Raw genomic sequence first — 15,023 nt, forward strand, 5'->3', positions numbered from 1 at the left:
AGAGAGTAGCTAGCGCATATCGTAACCGAACAAGTTCGGATTCACCTCGCCCAATTGCAAATTTGCGAGACCATATTCTGCCCAACGGCGATCGACCATGGCTGCGGTATCTGGGTCAGACTCCAAAGCCGCGCCCCATTCATGGTTGGTTTCGGGTGGGATCTTGGTTGTGGCATCAATGCCCATCCGACCGCCTAGCCCAATCTTTTCGCTAGCAAAATCGAGCGTATCGAAAGGCGTTTCCGGCAGAATAAACACATCCCGCACCGGATCAACTTTAGAAGTAATCGCCCAGACCACTTGGCGCGGATCACGAATATTGATGCTCTTATCCACCACAATCACAAATTTGGTGTAGGTGAACTGAGGCAGCGCACTCCAAAACGCCAACGCTGCCCGCCGCGCCTGACCTGGATAAGCTTTGTCAATGGAAATGATGGCCGCTTTGTAGCTCAGAGCTTCCATCGGCAAGAAGAAATCGACAATCTCAGAAACTTGTTGTCGCAGAATCGGGGTGTAAATCCGGTTCAGCGCGATCGCCATCATCGCTTCTTCTTTGGGGGGGCGACCACTAAACGTGGTGAGGTAGATCGGGTCTTTGCGCTGGGTGACGCAGTGGAAGCGAACCAAAGGCGAATCTTCTACCCCGCCGTAATAACCCATGTGATCCCCAAAAGGCCCATCCGATAGCATTTCACCGGGGGTAATCGTACCTTCTAAGACAAATTCAGAATCCGCCGGAACTTCGAGGTCCACAGTTTTACACTTCGCCAGATTCACCCCAGAACCGCCATACAGCCCTGCAAACAGCCATTCTGACAGGTCTACTGGGATTGGCGTAGCTGCTGCCATGATGATGAGTGGATCGACACCTAGGGCGATCGCCACTTCCAGCTTTTTGCCTCGCTCTGCCGCTTTGCGTAAATGACGTGCCCCACCCCGGACCGACAGCCAATGCACCGTCATCGTTTTGTTCGATTGCAGTTGCAGCCGATAGACGCCGACATTGGGAGTCCCAGTTTCGCAGTCTTTGGTAATTACCAAGCCCAGCGTGATGATCTTGCCTGCATCCCCACAATAGGGGCGAATCATTGGGATTTGGTTGAGGTCTAATTCATCTTCGTGGAGCACCACTTGCTGACAAGGCGGAAACAAATCTCGCCCTGGTTTGGCCCGCAACACATCAAATAGAACTTTGCCGAACTCCACCGCTTGTGCAATCTTCTTAGGTGGCTTGGGTTGTTGCAACATACTGAGCTTTTTACCCAAAGCCTCTAGTTCTTCGGGTTGCTCCATGTTCATGGCCCAGCAGATGCGCTCCACCGTCCCCATCGTGTTGACAGCGACCGAATAGGGAGAACCTTTGACGTTCTCGAACAGTAGGGCTGGCCCGCCTTGCTGCAACATTCGATTAGAAATTTCAGCAATTTCTAGGTCTGGGTCAACCAGGGCAGAAATGCGTTTGAGTTGCCCTCGCTGCTCTAACTGTTTTAAGAATCCCCGCAGGTCTCGCGCCATGATTAAGATGTGTAAACCGTCCTCTCTCATTATGCGGCGAAACCTGGCTACTATTCGCTGAGAGAGGGAATTGAGCGTTTAATGATAAATTATGTCTCTCTAATGCCGTGCCAGACTGCGTGATGGGTAGCATAGTGCCAGATTCGTGCGCCTGATTGAGCGCTTTAGGTTCCCCTCTGGCAAGTGCGACGTTCGTTATGACCATTCAAAAACTTCCGCTCGAAGCCGTACAGAAAGTCAGGCAGTACATCAAAAGCAACCTGGCACTTCCAGAATCAGAGAACTACCCCAAGCCTCAAACTTTGTTTGATACCAGCGAGGAACCGCCAGAGCCAGAGTCTCTAGACGCGCTGGGCGATTTGTTTAAGTTTGCCAGTCTTCCTGAAGAAGAAACCCCTTCACCCAATACAGAAGGGCATTGGTTTGTGAGCGCCGTCAATCCAGGCTCAACCTTGCTAAAGCTGCCAGGATTAAAGCTAAAACCAAACTTTCGCTTAGCTGGCTATCTGTATCGAGTCCCAGAAGGGGGAGCTGGATCGATTTGGGCTTTACCAGAAGAATTTAGTACGACCGCCCAACTAGAACAAGCTTTGGCTGCTAGTGGCGATCGCGCTCAGCCACCTCAACCTAGCGGTGCTCTAGTAGATTTTATGGAGGCTGTGGAGGGCGATCGCTCGCCTTCGTCTTATCTAGTGGCTTCCATCCTCAGACGAGAACTCCAAGAGTTTGGCGTCCTCGGAAAATACTGTGAATGGAGCCATCACCATCTGATCAATACGATTCCGCCTCAGATCAAATGGCAATGGCGTAAGGAAGCTCCCAAAGATCTAATGCCTAAAGTGGCAAGCTTCCCAGATGGTCGGGTCGCCGTTGAGTTCTTTACCTGTCGAGTTGTGCCTCCGGTGGCTATCTTCCGACATCTCGATCAATACGTAGCGGGTAACTACAAAGCTACCTGTGCCGATCAAGCCTTAGCGATCAAGGTTTGAGATCACCTTAAAGCCGTGTCGGTTCAGCTAGAGAATTAGGCGTAACCGTTACCTGCTTGACTTCACCCACTTTGCCCAATGGCTGAGCGGGGCCGCGATTCATTGTCAGGACCACTCCCCCAGCATTTCCCGCTAGCAAGGTGAATTGTTTTTGAGCAGTCCAAGTTTTCTGAGTCCCTTGGGGTAAAGTGCCCTCGAAGGCTCTTTTGCCATCCACAGTCACTTCCACCCAAGATTCCTGGGTTAGGTTCACAGCAGCCTCAATGGGTGCAGCAGTGCGCGGAGTTGTGGGTGACTTAGCTGCTGTTGCAGGTTGAGTTGCTTTTTTGGCTGACTGCAAGGCTGCTGGTTTTTGCTCCGGTTTTTGCCCTAGCTTTTGACTTTGGACTTGTCCTGGTTTCTGCGCTGGCAAATTGGGTGTCGTGGGTTTGGGTCGGTTCAGCAGCGAGATTGCACCTAGGATTAGAACTGCGATCGCTAACCCCGCACTCCCCGCCAAAACTGTGGGGCGGGGCAGCTTTTCCAGCTTAGAGAGCACAGATTGTCCAGATAGTTTTGTCTGAGGCTCTGGTTCCGAAACTTCTGGTGGCGGTGGGGGAGCGGCTTCTAAAGGAAAGGTCTGAGCTAAAGCGGTACCATCTAAACCGACTAGATCGCCATAGCGACGAATAAATCCTTGAATGAACACAGGTTCGGGCAACAGATCCGTCTCACCTGCATCTAATGCCCGTAGCAGCCGCAAAGGGATATAAGTTTTAGCCGCCACTTGTTCTAGGGTAATCCCCTGGGCTTCACGCGCTTGGCGCAACTGGGTGCTGATGGCTTGCAGCTTTTCAACCTGATTTGGATCTAAAGGATTCACCGGATTTTCCTACCCAGGACTACACACAGCTGGTAATCGAGAATTCTAGCGACTCATCACTGACCTTTCTCCAGCAGGATACCAGTCTGAGGGATTAAAGGAAACACAACTGCTAAGGCCTCACTGGATTTGACTGTATTTGGCCCAAACCAGTATTTAGCCGAAACAACAAACAGAATTATTTCTTGAGAGAGAACGCTGATTTCTGTAAACAAAGGGAGAATTTACAGGCAAGCTTGGGCACTGGGATTTCAGGGTTTATGAAAATCGATCATGTCCATTTTTATGTGGAAGATGCTACAGCCTCACGGGACTGGTTTGAACAAACGTTAGGATTTCAATCTGTAGCTGCGATCGCTCAGTCAGACACCCTAACCGAAGTTGTACAGCATGGTTCGATTTACTTTGTGCTGTCTTCTCCCCTGAGTGACACTAGCCCCGTAGCTCAATTTTTACAGCAGCATCCTCCTGGTGTCGTGGATGTCGCCTTTCTGGTTCAGGATTTGGCGGAGGTCATGTCACGAGCGATCGCCCAGGGTGCTCAAGTGCTAGAACCTATGCAACAGCAGCAGCAAACACAAGGTTGTCTTCAGTGGAGCCAAATTGCGGCTTGGGGCAGTCTGAGACACACCTTGTTGCAGCGATCCGGTTTAACTTCGCTATTGCCGCTAGGAAACGAATTGGGAAACTGTGAGCCAGTCGCTTTAACTTTCACCCAAATTGATCACGCTGTTTTGAACGTTGGCATGAGTGAGCTAGAACCCGCGATCGCCTGGTATGAAAGAGTTTTAGGATTTCAGCCCCAACAGCAATTTGCCATTCAAACCGAGTACTCCGGGTTACGCAGCCAAGTATTGGTGCATCCAGAGGGGGGAGCCCAGCTGCCGATTAATGAACCCACCTCTGCCAGTTCACAAATTCAAGAGTTTCTCGACTTGAATCGTGGCCCTGGCATCCAACACATTGCTTTGCAAACGGATGATATTGTGGCCGCGATCGCTCAACTACGACAAAGGGAGCTATCCCTGCTGTCAGTGCCCAAAACTTACTATACCCAGCTCCAGCAGCGCCCCGGATTTGATCTAGCTGCCACGGATTGGCAAGCGATTACTAAGCAGCAAATTCTGGTGGATTGGCAATCGGAAGTCTCTCCAGCTCTACTGCTACAAACTTTTACCCAACCGATTTTTAGGCAACCCACTTTCTTTTTTGAGCTAATTGAGCGACAAATTTACAGCCGCAACGGCCAAGTACAACAAGCTCAGGGGTTTGGCGAAGGCAATTTTCGTGCCTTATTTGAAGCAGTAGAGCGAGAACAACTGAAACGCCTCTCTTAGCCTTAAATCGTTCCTTGGGGGGACATCCTTAGGCAGCCGTAGGCAGGTGATGAGATTTGCAGTACTGGGTACAAAAAGTTAACAGAATCTTTTCGCGCTGCCAATGCTAAGGCTCATTACCGACTTCGACGGTCCGATCATGGATGTTTCCGATCGGTACTACCTCGTTTATCAATATTGCTTAAATCAGGCAAAACGCTCTGGACAAACAGTTCAGACACTTTCCAAAGCAGAATTTTGGCGGCTCAAGCGATCGCGCGTCCCTGAACCACAAATTGGTTTACGCTCCGGGTTAGACGCAGCCCAATCCGTCGAGTTTGCTAGGTTGCGTCGTACCACCATTCACACCTTGCCCTACTTAGCTTATGACAGCTTGATCCCCGGTTCTGTCGCCGCCTTAGAGCGCATCCAACAAGCAGGCGCTGACATTGCCATCATGACCATGCGCCGCACTTGGGAGCTGAAGTATGTCTTTCAGCGCTACGACTTAGAGCGATTCTTTCCTGCTGATCGCTGCTACTGCCTCAGCGACAACTACATCAAGAACAGCGATGTCAAAGAAAAGCCACTACTCATGGCCCAAGCGATCCAGGAGTTACCCCCCGCTAGCGAAACCTGGATGGTCGGCGATACTGAAGCAGATATTGTGGCGGCTCAGACCTATGGAGTCAAGGTAATTGCTGTCCTGAGTGGTATCCGCGATCGCGCCCAGCTTGAGCTATATCAGCCCACCTTGATTGTCAACAACCTGAGTGAAGCTGTAGAAGTGATGCTTGATCAGTTTTGGCAACAAACGGGGCAAATGAACATTGCCTAACGCAAAAAGCTACTAATCAGCCAGAGCAGCAACAAAGTAACCCAAGATGCAAAAGCATTGCTATCAATGCTGAGGGCAGCCAGTGGCGTTGCCAAGAAAGGAAATAGCTGTAGACCTATAACAATCCCTAAAGTAGAACCAACCAACGTCAGCAAGAAGACCCGAAAAAACTTGTGCTCCTTGCGGTTCAGAAAGTACAAACTTACCCCAACACCTAGAGCTAAAGCCAAACCAGGAGCGTACAAACTCAACGCACCCAAACCCGCAAACAAAGTGGCAGGCCAGAGCACATCCGAGCGGCTAGGAGTATCTAAAACTAGAAGATTCTGTAACCAAGCTGGCGCTTTGGAAGCAGGCGCAGGCGCTACCGCAGGAGGAGCAGGCGTAATCTTCTCAGGAAACCGAATCCGATCGGGCACCTTGATCCGACCCTCTTGGCGCATCCGTAGGCGATCCATCAAAATCGCATCATAGGATGCCTCAATCATTTCTACTCGCTTGCGATCGCTAGCATGCTCTTCTACTAGGCGATTGCGAGCATCTTGGATTTCATCAAACGAAGCGCTCTCATTCAACCCAAGCGTTTCGTAGGGATTGTGATCACTCATCTCAAACCTCCGAGACCCCCACTATACTCAATTATGATCTGCAACAGGAAAAATAAAATTAGCGAGCAGCCAGTGCAAGCCTCGATCGCCCCCGTCGGAACTTCTAGAAACAAGTGTAACCGCCAATCCCTATTCTCTGGCTAGAGTCTCACAGCGGCCACTGACAATTCATCACTTTAACTTCATTAATCGGGCCAAAGTAACGCGCAGACTTAATCAATTAGCAGAAAAATCTCCAAAAAATGTCACAAATTAAAACATGAACCCCAGAAGGCAAAAAGATCAGTTAATTTGAGGTGTCCCACGACTGCTGATTTCGCCCAAACGATTGGCAGTCAGCCATTCCCTGTAGATAATTGTCTAAAATGCTAGTTGCATCATCCTAGTGCGACTTTATTGTCAATCTAAAGTCCCGAGTAGTGCCCCACTTCCTATCCTAATTGTTCCAGTAATTTGTTCTCTGTAGATCTACAGTTTTAGTGCAAAGTTATGGCCATGGCCCCCGCCAATAAAATTCTGGTTGTTGATGATGATCCTGCGGTTCGTAATTTGATTCACCGCTTCTTAGCCAAACAGAACTACCAAATGGAGTCGGCAGAAGATGGTAAGACTGCCCTCACTCTCTTTGAACAGTTCGACCCTGACTTAGTAATTCTGGATGTCAATCTGCCCGATGCAAACGGCTACAACCTGTGCCAGGAAATGCAGGGTCGCACGAATGTGTTTGTCTTGATGCTGACGAGTCGCACAGATGAGGCCGATAAAATTAGAGGCTTTTCTCAAGGGGCCGATGACTACATCACCAAGCCTTTCAGCTTGGGTGAGCTAGGCGTACGAGTCGAGGCACTTTTACGACGAATTCGAGAGCGCACCCCAGCAGAGCAACAGTGTCTAGTATTCGACAAACTAGTGATTGACCCCGTACGGCGCGAAGTCACCCTTAACAGCGATATTGTGCCGCTCACGGCTCTGGAATTTGACTTGCTACATTTTTTAGCCGCTCATCCCGGTCGGGTTTGGCGACGGGCAGAACTGATTCAAGAAGTTTGGGACTACGAGTATGTAGGGGATCAGCGGGTCGTTGATGTCCACATTGGTCAGATCCGCAAAAAAATCGAGGTGGACACGAGCCAACCTAATTTGATTCAGACAGTGCGGGGCGTGGGCTACAAGTTTGAAGCACCGCTGGCCGAGAAGCAAGCTGGAAGTGCTTAAGCGCCACCCACTATCAACCGAGTATCAGAGGAGCACGCATCACCAACTTGCGACTCACCTAACTTTTGAGCCTTGGCTCATTGCACTCTAAAAGGCGGAGATCAGGGTGTACTCCTCCTAACTCCTATTGCCAACTCTTATTGCCTGACTCCATCTCTGGCCCGGAAGCTAGCGCTTGAGGCAGTTTTTCTGGTAGGCAAAGCGTAAAGCAGCTGCCCTTGCCGACTTCGGATTGTAGCGTCAAATCTCCATCGTGTAGTTGTGCCAATTTTCTGGATAAGGCCAGACCGAGACCTGTGCCTTCGTATTTACGATCTAACCCTGCGTCTAATTGTTGGAAGGGTTGAAAGAGTAAAGCTTGGTCTGCGGCGGAAATACCGATTCCGGTATCGATTACGGAAAATTGGAGCATAACGCGATCGCCTGCTGCCGTTGGCATTAGTTGCTTCTGAACCTGCAAGGTAATGGAGCCAACTTCAGTAAACTTGACGGCATTGGAGAGCAGATTAAATAAGATTTGCTTTAGGCGACGATGGTCAGCCACACAAGTGCTGACATCTGGCGCGATCGCCAAAATTAGTTGGAGTTGACGATTGTACGCTCGTTCTCGAATCAGCGACAGACAAGCCTGACAAACATCCTCAACCACCATGGTTTCTAAGGCTAATTCTTCTTTGCCCGCTTCAATTTTAGAGAGATCTAGCAAATCGTTAATCAGCTCTAACAAATGTTCGCCGCAGGAGGTAATCCCCATAACGTACTGTTGTTGCTTCTCGTTTAAGGGGCCAAAAATTTGTTTGATTAAGAGATTGGAGAATCCTAGAATTCCGGTTAAAGGCGTGCGAAGTTCGTGGCTCATGGTCGCGAGGAACTCACTTTTAGCATGGTTGGCTGCCTCCGAAATTATTTTTTCTTCCTTTAGCTCTTGGGTCCGTACTTGCACCAGTTGCTCCAAGTTTTCATAGCTCTGGGCGTTATAGAGGGCGATCGCGGCTTGATTCGCAATTCGTTCAACCAAGCGGATTTCGTCGTCTGTAAAGGTGCGGTAGCAGGTCGTGGTTTGTAGGACTAAGCCTCCAAATAACTGGTCGCGAATAAAGATTGGCACTCGCAAAACCGAAAGCGTTTGGCTTGGCTCTACTTGATCTCGGTAAGTAGACGGTTCAACGGTATCGGCAAAGCGAGGCGCATGTAAAACTCTGCCCCAGAACACATCCGAGTTTGGATCTAAGCGATCGGCCCAAGTAGATAGAGGAGCCTTGAAATCTAGCATAGAAACGATTTGTTCATGCGCTCGCCATTCATTGAGCACATGAACATATTTTGGATCTAAGGCAAAAATGGTGACGCGATCAACCCCAAAGCACTCGCCGGTGCATTCCACAATCTCCTGCAAAATGTAGTTTGGATCGAGGCTGGAGTTGAGGTCACGGCTGATTTGATTCAACAACTGTTCGCGCTGGGCTTGCTGCTGAATTTGTTGGAAGAGTTGCGCTTGGTGAATGGCGATCGCACATTGATCTGCAACCGCTCGCACCAAAGACACTTCATTGACAGTCCAAGATCGTTCGCGATCGCACTGGTGTAGAGAAATAGCGCCCAAGCATTCCTCTTGGTAAAGCAGGGGCATCATCAACAGCGATTGAATCCCAAACTGTTGCGCTAAAGTGCGAGGCTCAGGCCGTGAGATTTGACCCATGCAATCGACTTGCAGCGTTTGTCCCTGGTCGATAGACTCCCGATAAGAGGTGGAGATCGGACAGGTATAGCCTAGGATTTCTGCTCGATGAACCGTAGCAGCGCTGACATATTGGGCGGTCATGGCACCGTCAGCCTTGGGTTGCACAATCACGCAACGATCGGCCTTGAGAGCTGTGTGCAATTGGTCTGCGGTGGTTTGCAGCACCTCTTCTAGCACGAGCGTCCCCCGCATCGCCTGCACAATGCGATTAATCATGGCTTCCTGCTGAGCTTGCTGCTGGATCTGGGCCATTGCGGCTTGCTGCTGTCGCCGGAGGGCAAATTCTTGCAGCGATCGCATCAGCACAGTGGGTAAGCGAAACAAACGCTCCTTCAACACATAATCCGTCATGCCTGATTTAATGCAGGCCACCGCAGCTTCTTCACCCAAGCTGCCTGTGACCAAAATAAACGGGATTTCTGGCTGAACTTGTTGCCATATCGGCAGCACCTGATAGGCCGTGAAACCGGGCATGCGATAGTCGGAGAGCAAGGCGTCAAAGGGTTGAGTATTCAGCAGCTGCTGACAAACCTCAATGGTGTCAGCGGCCTCGTAAGTAAAAATAATTCCTGCCGATTTCAAAGTACGGACGATCAGCTGTAGATCTGCCCTCTCATCCTCCATAATTAACAAACACAGGGGAGAGGGCTGAGGTGAATCGGGCTGAGGTGAATCGGTTTGAGGCATCGCTTGAGCACAGTCGAGCATACAGCCGCAGAAACGTAAAATCGCAACGAAGTTAAACTGCCATCAGTTTAGTCAAGGCGCTGGACTCACTGAGGCATTCAAGCACTCTCCCAAATCGTAGCAAGCATTGTCTACGGTTGGAGGTGCGCTCAGCAAGTAGCCACAAGTTGAGTTAGGATACTTGTACTATTGATGCTTAGTTGTTTTTCTATGTCCAGTTCTCATGAAAGCCCATCAGCGCTTCATTAAAACTGTTGCAATTAGCAATAAAAATTTAGTTTAAGTAGAAAGGCACAAGAGCATGTGCCTCCTACGTCAGGGTGAGTTGCCATAGACGGTGGCATCGAAAGAGATGAGTTGCGGAACTCATGCAGCCAATAATTGGGATTTGAGTCATATCTTGCAAGCCTTAGCTTGGGCGACCTATCGCGATCGCGGCTTAAGCTTGGCCCTCTGGATTGCGATTCCGCATCTGCCATGCTAGCTCTAGCATTTGGTACCAGCGCTTTTGCACTTGCTTGAGCGTACACTTAAGCGATTGGGCGATCGCTTGATCATTGGCTTGGTTGCGCTTGAGTTGCAGAATTTGCTGTTGCTCAGCTGAGAGTTGCGCCGTAAACGCTTCCCACTGTTGCGAGGACAAACCCAAGTTGGCATCCAGGTCAGCACCTAACCACTGATGCACCAGTTGCCAGTTGTTGGAGCGAGAGAACTTTTCCAGATGATACTTGAAGCGCTGTTGCAGATAATCACGTTGACGCGGAGTCAGGCCTAGGACCTCATCAATTTCGGGCACTGACATATCTTGCAGTTTCAGTACTAGGTAATCCACACAATCCGATTGACCTTGAGCATCCAAATACTCCACCAGCTCAGCAATTACGCGATCGCGCAATACCGCTTCTGAGGGGTCTACGGTATCTGCTACCATTTGCTCGCGCACCTGCTGCATCGCTGCCGAGCGACTGTAGGCTTCTGCTTCTTCACCCTTGGCTGACTCCACCGCCATCTCAATGTCCAGAGCCGTTTCAGGGGGTTGCCGCTTCGCAAAGCCTTGAGCTCGCAGCACAACTAGTTGTTGGTTGCGCCGACCGGGAAGCGTGATCCGCCGCTTGGCATACTGCTCACTAAACGCCATATATTCGGCTAGTTCTAGCTGGGTGCGGGGAGTGTAGTCTGCTGGCAACTCGTTTTCCCGCCGAAACGCTTTGAGCGATTCAATATAAAACTGTTGGAGAAAATCTTCAATCAAGTTGTAGCGGGCTTGAAAGCCTAGCTGAGTTCTAGCTGCCGCCACATGGCGATATACCATCGCACTCAGCGTTCCATGTAGCTCGACCCGACCCTGCCGAGAGCCTAAACGATAGTAAGAAAGGCACTTACGCAGACGATGTTGAGCCAGTGCCACTTGCCAAGACTGCACTCGACCGGATGTTTGGATGCGATCGCTCTTTTGGCAAATGCGTTCTGCCTCGCGGACAATCCGATCCACTACCGCTTGGGCTGTAGTACTAGCTGTCTTAATTTCGGGCCGCAGTTCTTTCAGCAGCAAGTGAGACAAGCTTTGAGTATCCATCTCACCCAAAGCATCAGACTCGGCCTGTAAGCCGTTCGAGTCGGCATGGAGATGAGAGTTAGTAAATTTTTCTGAAGCGTAATAAGTTCTAGATGCAGGTTGGCTGAAGGGGCTGAAGGAGTTTGTAGATTCGGCGTTCATGGATTTGACCCTGGTGATGCACAGCAGCGAAATGTAGCCCAACTCTAAGAGCAACTGGGGATAGCTTCTAGGTAGCTTGTGTCCCAATCGCGCCTCAACGTTGTCTACACCTTGACTTTAAGAAGTCACAGTGAGCCGTAGATAGATGAATGTGTCACTCTTTCAAGTAACTGCTTGCCGTCTTGCACCCTGATATAGCAGCGGTTATCTAGTCCATGCGTGCGAGCCCTGACTCCATCAGCAATAGAGGGATTTTGAGCTGTGGCGATCGCGTTGGATGCTGAAGAGTGTTATCTACTACATCCAGTGGACAATTCGTTAACTGGTTCGCCGAAGCTGAAGGAAAACTCTAACTAACTTCCGCTGCCCAAGCAGTTACCGCTTCCCATCCCAGACCTTTACGCACTAGGATTGGTTCCTCTGATGTCAAATCCAAAATGCTGGAAACCTGGTACCCTGGTTCCGACCCATCATCGACAATGACATCGACCAACTTGTCGAGTTGATCAAATAGCTCAAACCGCGAAATCCCTGGGTTAGTCTTGGTTTTAGGCTGACCGTCCGTTTCCTCATCAACCAAGTGAGCAGAGGTGGAAATAATTGGGTTGCCCAGCGCCTTGAGCATCGCAGAACAAACCGGATGGTCGGGCACTCGAATTCCTGTAGTCTTGCGCTTAGGATTCATGACTAGTCGGGGCACCAACTTGGTCGCCGGAAGCAAGAAGGTGTAAGGCCCAGGAATCAAATGCCGCATGATGCGGTAAGCCGGATCACTCACATACGCATAGTCAGCAATATTGGAGAGAGAAGAACACAAAAAGGTCAAAGGCTTATCGTTCGATAACTGCTTGATGCGTCTCACTCGTTCCACTGCCGATTTTGCGTTCAAATCACAGCCAATTGCATAGACTGTGTCGGTAGGGTACAGCACTACTGCCCCTCGTTGTAACGCCTCCCTAATTTCTTCTATTCGCCTCACTTGAGGTGTATCCGGATGGACGTTGTAGATTGTGGCCATAAAAATTTTTCTCCCTCAAACCCCACACTCAAGACAGCTTGATGCTGAATCAAGACTGAGTTTTAATAATTTTGCTAATTTGGCTTGACTTAACCGATGGAAATTGGATTGGTGTATGAGTAAGCTGGCTTACCTGGAATGCCCGACCGGAATTGCGGGAGATATGTGCTTAGGAGCGCTGATCCACGCAGGCGTATCCTTGGAGTACTTGATCGAGCAACTTAACCGTTTAGGAATTTCAGATGAATATCGGTTGCGGGCAGAGTCAGTGCAACGAAATGGACAGCAAGCAACCAAAGTTCATGTCGATTTGAGGCCCAACTCCAGTTCAGAGTTTGTTTCTGAACCAGTTGACCAACCGTACACTACGTTCGTCCATTCCCATTCTGCTACAGAACCTGCTCAAGCTGCCACGCATCATCACGCTGATTCTGGCTATGCTCACGCTGACCAGGTTCACACTCATCATGGTCACTCTGAGCATCCTCATCCTCACCCCAACTCACAACCCAGCCAGCCTGACGGTGACGAACCTCAAACAAAAAGTCACCACAGGCATGCTCGCCACTTACCAGAGATTGAACGCCTGATTAAAGCTGCTCAGTTGCCTACGCGGGCCGAAGCTTGGAGTTTAGCCGTGTTTCAGTGCTTGGCCGTAGCGGAGGGGGCGGTACATGGAATTGCTCCAGAGCAAGTGCATTTTCACGAAGTGGGCGCGACCGATGCCATTGTGGACATTGTTGGCACTTGTCTGGGCCTAGATTGGCTCGGCATTGACCACCTTTACTGCTCACCCATGCCTACAGGTGGAGGCATTATCCGTGCGGCGCATGGTCGCTTGCCTGTACCCACTCCAGCCGTACTGAAGTTGTGGGAAATGCGCCAAGTGCCCATTTACAATAATGGCATCGATCGCGAACTGGTCACTCCCACGGGAGCCGCGATCGCTGTGACTCTAGCTACTCGTTTTGGCCCACCACCGACTATGACACTTCAACGGGTGGGCTTAGGCGCTGGTTCTCGTGATCTCTCTATTCCAAATATGGTGCGTCTGTGGCTAGGAGAAGGGGAAGCAAGTTCTACAGAAGCACAGCAGCATTGGCATTCTGGCGATCGCCCTAGCCATCTCGCTCAGGACCCCGAACTCAATAAAAATAACACCTCACCCCTAACCCTTCTCCCTAGGGAGAGGGGTGCCGCAGGAGGGGAGAGGTCAGGGCCTCCGCTAGAAACTGTGGAAGTGCTAGAAACCCAAATTGACGACTTAAATCCCCAGGCAATCGGTTATGTCTTTAATGCTTTGTTAGCAGCGGGTGCCTTGGATGTGTTTACTCAAGCGATCGCGATGAAGAAATCACGGCCCGGAGTGCTATTAACCGCAATTTGCCATCCAGAGCAAGTAGCGGCTTGTGAAGCCGTGATGTTTCGCGAAACCAGCACTTTAGGAATTCGCCGTTCGACTCAGCAACGCCGAATTTTGGCTCGTGAAATTCAGCGAATCCAAACCGATTACGGGCCAGTTCGAGTTAAAGTTGCGTGGGCAGGGCCAGGGAAGGAAGGGGCGATCGCCAATGTTCAACCTGAATACGAAGACTGCGCCCAGATTGCTCAACAGCAGAATCTGCCCTGGCGAGAAGTTCACCGAGTCGCGCTGCAAGCTTGGTATCTCCAACAAAAGAAGGCCGCATCAGGTGGCACAATCCATACCTCACCTGACCGACCTTATCGCTGAATTGAAGAATGAAAGGTAGCTAGAGGAAATTAAATCCTATTGTGGCGACTAGCAGCACTAGCTAGCCTTATCGATCGCTCGTTGGGTGTTACGAGCCGCTTCGCTAGCTTTGTCTTGGACGTAGCTAGAAGTCTTGTTTACCGCTTGCTTCGCGTTACCAACTAGATCCTGATCTGCGACTTTGCTCAGGCCTTTGCTAGCACTCTTGGCATCATCGCGGATATTATCTGCTTGGTCTTTCACATTGCTGGTGACCCGGTCAGCTTTCTTGTCAAAAGATTTGCTATCTCGCTTGAGGTTGTCACCTAGCTGTTCCAAGTTCTCGCCTTTTTTGTCAAGAATCCGCTTGCTATTGGTGCCAATATCGTCAGTTTGGTCAATCACATTGCGCTCAGCATTATCTACCAAACCTTTGGCTTGAGTAGAAGTTCTGGATTGCACACCCTTGTTGTAGCGAGCATCCGTATCACTGTAGCCGTTCATGCCACCTTGGTAGTTTTGCTGGCGATGTCCAGGGATGCCTTGAGCAGGGCTGTTGCTGTCTCGGCCTTGAGTACCGCTGCTCTCTCTAGCTTGGGCACCACCTGAGCAAGCGGCAGTAGAAATCATTAGAACGCCTGCCAAAAATACCGCAAGAACTTGGCTCAGGCGAATCTTTTTAAGTGCAGAAACCAATCTTTTCATATGAAGTACTCCGTTGTATTTTCTTGAGTGAATTGACACTAAATTTCAAGGACTCCAACTAGCAACCCAGCAATTTTTAGGTGAACTTAAAGTCACGT

At 50.1% G+C, this 15,023-nt stretch carries 12 protein-coding genes; 5 read left to right on the plus strand and 7 right to left on the minus strand.

Annotated elements, in window-relative coordinates; translation table 11 throughout:
• Positions 1-9 precede the first annotated feature (9 nt).
• A complete protein-coding gene (locus H6F72_RS22285; protein WP_190440983.1) occupies positions 10-1,518 on the minus strand; it encodes a UbiD family decarboxylase in 1,509 nt (502 codons plus the stop codon).
• A gap of 197 nt (positions 1,519-1,715) precedes the next feature.
• Here H6F72_RS22285 and H6F72_RS22290 point away from each other — a divergent pair, with 197 nt between their 5' ends.
• Positions 1,716-2,507 (plus strand): hypothetical protein, encoded by a 792-nt coding sequence (locus H6F72_RS22290; RefSeq protein WP_190440985.1) that lies wholly within the window; start codon positions 1,716-1,718, stop codon positions 2,505-2,507.
• Positions 2,508-2,514: 7 nt separating this feature from the next.
• On the opposite strand, the gene H6F72_RS22295 is transcribed toward H6F72_RS22290, so the two are convergent.
• Positions 2,515-3,369, minus strand: a complete 855-nt coding sequence (locus tag H6F72_RS22295) for a RodZ domain-containing protein (protein ID WP_190440987.1) — start codon at positions 3,367-3,369, stop codon at positions 2,515-2,517.
• A 260-nt stretch (positions 3,370-3,629) separates the two neighbouring features.
• Between H6F72_RS22295 and hppD the strand changes: the two genes are divergently transcribed.
• Both hppD and H6F72_RS22305 read left to right on the plus strand, forming a co-directional pair.
• Entirely contained in the window at positions 3,630-4,706 is a 1,077-nt protein-coding gene (gene hppD / locus H6F72_RS22300) for a 4-hydroxyphenylpyruvate dioxygenase (RefSeq protein ID WP_190440989.1), read from the plus strand.
• A 103-nt stretch (positions 4,707-4,809) separates the two neighbouring features.
• Positions 4,810-5,523: an HAD family hydrolase gene (locus tag H6F72_RS22305; protein WP_190440991.1), complete on the plus strand. Its 714-nt coding sequence runs from the start codon at positions 4,810-4,812 to the stop codon at positions 5,521-5,523.
• Here H6F72_RS22305 and H6F72_RS22310 read toward each other — a convergent pair.
• Positions 5,520-6,131, minus strand: coding sequence for a CPP1-like family protein (locus tag H6F72_RS22310; protein WP_190440993.1), 612 nt, complete (start codon positions 6,129-6,131; stop codon positions 5,520-5,522). The genes H6F72_RS22305 and H6F72_RS22310 overlap by 4 nt on opposite strands.
• Positions 6,132-6,626: 495 nt before the next feature.
• On the opposite strand from H6F72_RS22310, the gene H6F72_RS22315 reads away from it, so the two are divergent.
• Positions 6,627-7,346, plus strand: a complete 720-nt coding sequence (locus H6F72_RS22315) for a response regulator transcription factor (RefSeq protein ID WP_190440994.1) — start codon at positions 6,627-6,629, stop codon at positions 7,344-7,346.
• 124 nt (positions 7,347-7,470) lie between these two features.
• On the opposite strand, the gene H6F72_RS22320 is transcribed toward H6F72_RS22315, so the two are convergent.
• The 3 genes from H6F72_RS22320 to H6F72_RS22330 form a co-directional block, all read right to left on the minus strand.
• Complete coding sequence (locus H6F72_RS22320; protein WP_190441230.1) at positions 7,471-9,774, minus strand: GAF domain-containing protein; 2,304 nt, start codon at positions 9,772-9,774, stop codon at positions 7,471-7,473.
• A 439-nt stretch (positions 9,775-10,213) separates the two neighbouring features.
• Positions 10,214-11,491, minus strand: coding sequence for a HetZ-related protein (locus tag H6F72_RS22325; RefSeq protein WP_190440996.1), 1,278 nt, complete (start codon positions 11,489-11,491; stop codon positions 10,214-10,216).
• A gap of 349 nt (positions 11,492-11,840) precedes the next feature.
• Complete coding sequence (locus tag H6F72_RS22330) at positions 11,841-12,509, minus strand: L-threonylcarbamoyladenylate synthase (protein ID WP_190440998.1); 669 nt, start codon at positions 12,507-12,509, stop codon at positions 11,841-11,843.
• 115 nt (positions 12,510-12,624) lie between these two features.
• Between H6F72_RS22330 and larC the strand changes: the two genes are divergently transcribed.
• The gene (larC, locus tag H6F72_RS22335) at positions 12,625-14,241 is read left to right on the plus strand and encodes a nickel pincer cofactor biosynthesis protein LarC (protein ID WP_190441011.1); all 1,617 of its coding nucleotides are present in this window, start codon (positions 12,625-12,627) and stop codon (positions 14,239-14,241) included.
• Between the two features lie 57 nt (positions 14,242-14,298).
• On the opposite strand, the gene H6F72_RS22340 is transcribed toward larC, so the two are convergent.
• Positions 14,299-14,925, minus strand: a complete 627-nt coding sequence (locus H6F72_RS22340; protein ID WP_190441014.1) for a DUF6658 family protein — start codon at positions 14,923-14,925, stop codon at positions 14,299-14,301.
• Positions 14,926-15,023: the final 98 nt, after the last annotated feature.

The sequence above is a fragment of the Trichocoleus sp. FACHB-46 genome (assembly GCF_014695385.1).
Taxonomy (GTDB): Bacteria; Cyanobacteriota; Cyanobacteriia; order FACHB-46; family FACHB-46; genus Trichocoleus.

Excerpts from the sequence above, each read along its gene's own strand:
- larC (WP_190441011.1), top strand. The coding sequence starts at position 12,625 with ATGAGTAAGCTGGCTTACCTGGAATGCCCGACCGGAATTGCGGGAGAT.
- H6F72_RS22340 (WP_190441014.1), bottom strand. The coding sequence starts at position 14,925 with ATGAAAAGATTGGTTTCTGCACTTAAAAAGATTCGCCTGAGCCAAGTT.
- H6F72_RS22315 (WP_190440994.1), top strand. The coding sequence starts at position 6,627 with ATGGCCCCCGCCAATAAAATTCTGGTTGTTGATGATGATCCTGCGGTT.
- H6F72_RS22310 (WP_190440993.1), bottom strand. The coding sequence starts at position 6,131 with ATGAGTGATCACAATCCCTACGAAACGCTTGGGTTGAATGAGAGCGCT.
- H6F72_RS22325 (WP_190440996.1), bottom strand. The coding sequence starts at position 11,491 with ATGAACGCCGAATCTACAAACTCCTTCAGCCCCTTCAGCCAACCTGCA.
- H6F72_RS22305 (WP_190440991.1), top strand. The coding sequence starts at position 4,810 with ATGCTAAGGCTCATTACCGACTTCGACGGTCCGATCATGGATGTTTCC.
- hppD (WP_190440989.1), top strand. The coding sequence starts at position 3,630 with ATGAAAATCGATCATGTCCATTTTTATGTGGAAGATGCTACAGCCTCA.
- H6F72_RS22320 (WP_190441230.1), bottom strand. The coding sequence starts at position 9,774 with ATGCCTCAAACCGATTCACCTCAGCCCGATTCACCTCAGCCCTCTCCC.
- H6F72_RS22330 (WP_190440998.1), bottom strand. The coding sequence starts at position 12,509 with ATGGCCACAATCTACAACGTCCATCCGGATACACCTCAAGTGAGGCGA.
- H6F72_RS22290 (WP_190440985.1), top strand. The coding sequence starts at position 1,716 with ATGACCATTCAAAAACTTCCGCTCGAAGCCGTACAGAAAGTCAGGCAG.
- H6F72_RS22285 (WP_190440983.1), bottom strand. The coding sequence starts at position 1,518 with ATGGCGCGAGACCTGCGGGGATTCTTAAAACAGTTAGAGCAGCGAGGG.